This is a genomic window from Nitrincola schmidtii (assembly GCF_008973715.1).
Lineage (GTDB): Bacteria > Pseudomonadota > Gammaproteobacteria > Pseudomonadales > Balneatricaceae > Nitrincola > Nitrincola schmidtii.
The window spans coordinates 1-4,893 of the sequence record NZ_WBOL01000026.1 but is presented as its reverse complement, the minus strand read 5'-3'; the positions used below and the strand labels follow the sequence as shown (position 1 = coordinate 4,893).

Genomic DNA, 4,893 nt, shown 5'->3' with positions numbered 1-4,893 from the left:
ATTAAAGCTTAATCGAGAATAAGCAACCTATATGTGAATTCATTTAGATGTAGATGTAAGTTCTTGAGCATGAATTAGATGGCGCTTGTTGGCTTAGGCTGATGAGATGTTATCGACAGTTTTTTAAACTGAAGAGTTTGATCATGGCTCAGATTGAACGCTGGCGGCAGGCCTAACACATGCAAGTCGAGCGGTAGAAAGTAGCTTGCTACTTTTGAGAGCGGCGGACGGGTGAGTAACGCGTGGGAATCTACCTGGTAGTGGGGGACAACTTGGGGAAACTCAAGCTAATACCGCATACGCCCTACGGGGGAAAGGAGGGGCTCTTAGGACCTTTCGCTATCAGATGAGCCTGCGTAGGATTAGCTAGTTGGTAGGGTAAAGGCCTACCAAGGCGACGATCCTTAGCTGGTCTGAGAGGATGATCAGCCACACTGGGACTGAGACACGGCCCAGACTCCTACGGGAGGCAGCAGTGGGGAATATTGGACAATGGGGGCAACCCTGATCCAGCCATGCCGCGTGTGTGAAGAAGGCCTTCGGGTTGTAAAGCACTTTCAGTGGTGAGGAAGGGTAAGCAGTTAATACCTGCTTACATTGACGTTAGCCACAGAAGAAGCACCGGCTAACTCCGTGCCAGCAGCCGCGGTAATACGGAGGGTGCAAGCGTTAATCGGAATTACTGGGCGTAAAGCGCGCGTAGGTGGTTTAGTCAGTCAGATGTGAAAGCCCTGGGCTCAACCTAGGAATTGCACCTGATACTGCTAGGCTAGAGTACAGTAGAGGGGAGTGGAATTTCCTGTGTAGCGGTGAAATGCGTAGATATAGGAAGGAACACCAGTGGCGAAGGCGACTCTCTGGACTGATACTGACACTGAGGTGCGAAAGCGTGGGGAGCAAACAGGATTAGATACCCTGGTAGTCCACGCTGTAAACGATGTCAACTAGCCGTTGGGACACTTGCTGTCTTAGTGGCGCAGCTAACGCGATAAGTTGACCGCCTGGGGAGTACGGTCGCAAGATTAAAACTCAAATGAATTGACGGGGGCCCGCACAAGCGGTGGAGCATGTGGTTTAATTCGACGCAACGCGAAGAACCTTACCTACTCTTGACATCCACGGAAGACTGCAGAGATGCGGTTGTGCCTTCGGGAACCGTGAGACAGGTGCTGCATGGCTGTCGTCAGCTCGTGTTGTGAAATGTTGGGTTAAGTCCCGTAACGAGCGCAACCCTTGTCCTTACTTGCCAGCGGGTAATGCCGGGAACTTTAAGGAGACTGCCGGTGACAAACCGGAGGAAGGTGGGGACGACGTCAAGTCATCATGGCCCTTACGAGTAGGGCTACACACGTGCTACAATGGCCGGTACAGAGGGCCGCGAGACCGCGAGGTGGAGCAAATCTCAGAAAACCGGTCGTAGTCCGGATCGCAGTCTGCAACTCGACTGCGTGAAGTCGGAATCGCTAGTAATCGCGAATCAGAATGTCGCGGTGAATACGTTCCCGGGCCTTGTACACACCGCCCGTCACACCATGGGAGTGGGTTGCACCAGAAGTAGCTAGTCTAACCGCAAGGGGGACGGTTACCACGGTGTGATTCATGACTGGGGTGAAGTCGTAACAAGGTAGCCCTAGGGGAACCTGGGGCTGGATCACCTCCTTAAACGATAGCTTGGCCTGTTCAAGTGTCCACACGCATTACCTGATTAGAAGTTAGAGCCTTGTGTTTTAAGCAATGCCTTATTGGAAAGATCGACGATCTTTTTTTAATAAATAAGGCATGACTTAAAGCATCTAATGCTTTAAACGCTCTTTAACAATTCGAACTGAAAGAAATAGATTGTCTTGTAGAAATACAAGCGCCAACCGGCGAAATCGATCGTTACGATTTAATTGAACAGACGCCTTCGGGTTATATGGTCAAGTGAATAAGCGTGCACGGTGGATGCCTTGGCAGTCAGAGGCGATGAAGGACGTAGTAGCTTGCGAAAAGGTGCGGGGAGCTGGCAAACGAGCTTTGATCCGCACATGTCCGAATGGGGAAACCCACCTAATTTATTAGGTATCTCTTAACTGAATACATAGGTTTTGAGAGGCGAACTCGGGGAACTGAAACATCTAAGTACCCGAAGGAAAAGAAATCAACCGAGATTCCCTAAGTAGCGGCGAGCGAACGGGGAGCAGCCCTTAAGCGGTGTTGTGGTTAGTGGAACACACTGGAAAGTGTGGCCGTAGAGGGTGAAAGCCCCGTACACGAAAACCTATACGCTGTGAAAACGAGTAAGGCGGGACACGTGATATCCTGTCTGAAGATGGGGGGACCATCCTCCAAGGCTAAATACTCCTGACTGACCGATAGTGAACCAGTACCGTGAGGGAAAGGCGAAAAGAACCCCTGTGAGGGGAGTGAAATAGACCCTGAAACCGTGTACGTACAAGCAGTGGGAGCCGTTTTAATACGGTGACTGCGTACCTTTTGTATAATGGGTCAGCGACTTACTTTCAGTGGCAAGCTTAACCGAATAGGGGAGGCGTAGGGAAACCGAGTCTTAATAGGGCGTTTAGTCGCTGGGAGTAGACCCGAAACCGAGCGATCTATCCATGGGCAGGTTGAAGGTTGAGTAACATCAACTGGAGGACCGAACCGACTACCGTTGAAAAGTTAGCGGATGACCTGTGGATCGGAGTGAAAGGCTAATCAAGCTCGGAGATAGCTGGTTCTCCTCGAAAGCTATTTAGGTAGCGCCTCATGTCTCACCTTGGGGGGTAGAGCACTGTTTCGGCTAGGGGGTCATCCCGACTTACCAACCCGATGCAAACTCCGAATACCCAAGAGTGCAATCATGGGAGACACACGGCGGGTGCTAACGTCCGTCGTGAAAAGGGAAACAACCCAGACCACCAGCTAAGGTCCCAAAATCTAGATTAAGTGGGAAACGATGTGGGAAGGCTCAGACAGCTAGGAGGTTGGCTTAGAAGCAGCCACCCTTTAAAGAAAGCGTAATAGCTCACTAGTCGAGTCGGCCTGCGCGGAAGATATAACGGGGCTCAAATCTAGTACCGAAGCTGTGGATGCCAAGACTTGTTTTTGGCATGGTAGAGGAGCGTTGTGTAAGCCGTTGAAGCGGAAGCCGGGAGGCACCGTGGAGGTATCACAAGTGCGAATGCTGACATAAGTAACGATAAGACGAGTGAAAAACTCGTCCGCCGGAAGACCAAGGTTTCCTATCCAATGTTAATCAGGGTAGGGTGAGTCGGCCCCTAAGGCGAGGCAGAAATGCGTAGTCGATGGGAAACGGGCTAATATTCCCGTACCGGCTGTAACTGCGATGGGGAGACGGAGAAGGCTAGGCCAGCATGGTGATGGTTATCCATGTTTAAGGGTGTAGGCTGAGTGAGTAGGCAAATCCGCTCACTTAAGGCTGAGACCTGATGACGAGCACCTTTAGGTGTGAAGTGGTTGATGCCCTGCTTCCAGGAAAATCCTCTAAGCTTCAGGTTACAGACGACCGTACCCCAAACCGACACAGGTGGTCAGGTTGAGAATACCCAGGCGCTTGAGAGAACTCGGGTGAAGGAACTAGGCAAAATGGTGCCGTAACTTCGGGAGAAGGCACGCCGATGATTGTGATGAGACTTGCTCTTTAAGCGATTGTCGGTCGAAGATACCAGGTGGCTGCGACTGTTTATTAAAAACACAGCACTCTGCAAACACGAAAGTGGACGTATAGGGTGTGACGCCTGCCCGGTGCCGGAAGGTTAATTGATGGGGTTAGCTTCGGCGAAGCTCTTGATCGAAGCCCCGGTAAACGGCGGCCGTAACTATAACGGTCCTAAGGTAGCGAAATTCCTTGTCGGGTAAGTTCCGACCTGCACGAATGGCGTAACGATGGCCACACTGTCTCCACCCGAGACTCAGTGAAATTGAACTCGCTGTGAAGATGCAGCGTCCCCGCGGCTAGACGGAAAGACCCCGTGAACCTTTACTATAGCTTCACAGTGGACTTTGAATTTGTTTGTGTAGGATAGGTGGGAGGCTTAGAAGCGTGGACGCTAGTCTGCGTGGAGCCGATCTTGAAATACCACCCTGACAACTTTGAGGTTCTAACTTAGATCCATTATCTGGATTGAGGACATTGTGTGGTGGGTAGTTTGACTGGGGCGGTCTCCTCCCAAAGAGTAACGGAGGAGCACGAAGGTACCCTCAGGCTGGTCGGAAATCAGCCAATGAGCGCAAGAGTAGAAGGGTGCTTGACTGCGAGACAGACACGTCGAGCAGGTGCGAAAGCAGGTTCTAGTGATCCGGTGGTTCTGCATGGAAGGGCCATCGCTCAACGGATAAAAGGTACTCCGGGGATAACAGGCTGATACCGCCCAAGAGTTCACATCGACGGCGGTGTTTGGCACCTCGATGTCGGCTCATCACATCCTGGGGCTGAAGCCGGTCCCAAGGGTATGGCTGTTCGCCATTTAAAGTGGTACGCGAGCTGGGTTTAGAACGTCGTGAGACAGTTCGGTCCCTATCTGCCGTGGGCGTTTGAGATTTGAGAAGAGTTGCTCCTAGTACGAGAGGACCGGAGTGAACGAACCTCTGGTGTTCCGGTTGTCACGCCAGTGGCATTGCCGGGTAGCTACGTTCGGACGGGATAACCGCTGAAAGCATCTAAGCGGGAAGCCCCCTTCAAGATGAGATCTCACTGGGCCCTTGAGGCCCCTAAAGAGTCGTCCGAGACCAGGACGTTGATAGGCAGGGTGTGTAAGCGTTGTAAGGCGTTGAGCTAACCTGTACTAATGGCTCGTGAGGCTTGACCATATAACGCCCAAGGCGTTTGGTTGAACGTAACGAATTAGCGAAGAGAGCTAAGCAGATCGATAGCTGAAAGGCATCCGGTTG

The 4,893-nt window shown here is 51.7% G+C and carries 2 rRNA genes; both read left to right on the top strand.

Going from position 1 to position 4,893, the window contains the following annotated elements:
• Positions 1 to 125 precede the first annotated feature (125 nt).
• A 16S ribosomal RNA gene (locus tag F7R24_RS14495) occupies positions 126 to 1,662 on the top strand.
• Between the two features lie 255 nt (positions 1,663 to 1,917).
• Positions 1,918 to 4,812 (top strand): 23S ribosomal RNA (locus tag F7R24_RS14490).
• Together the 16S and 23S rRNA genes form the textbook arrangement of a ribosomal RNA operon.
• The last annotated feature ends 81 nt before the right edge of the window (positions 4,813 to 4,893 follow it).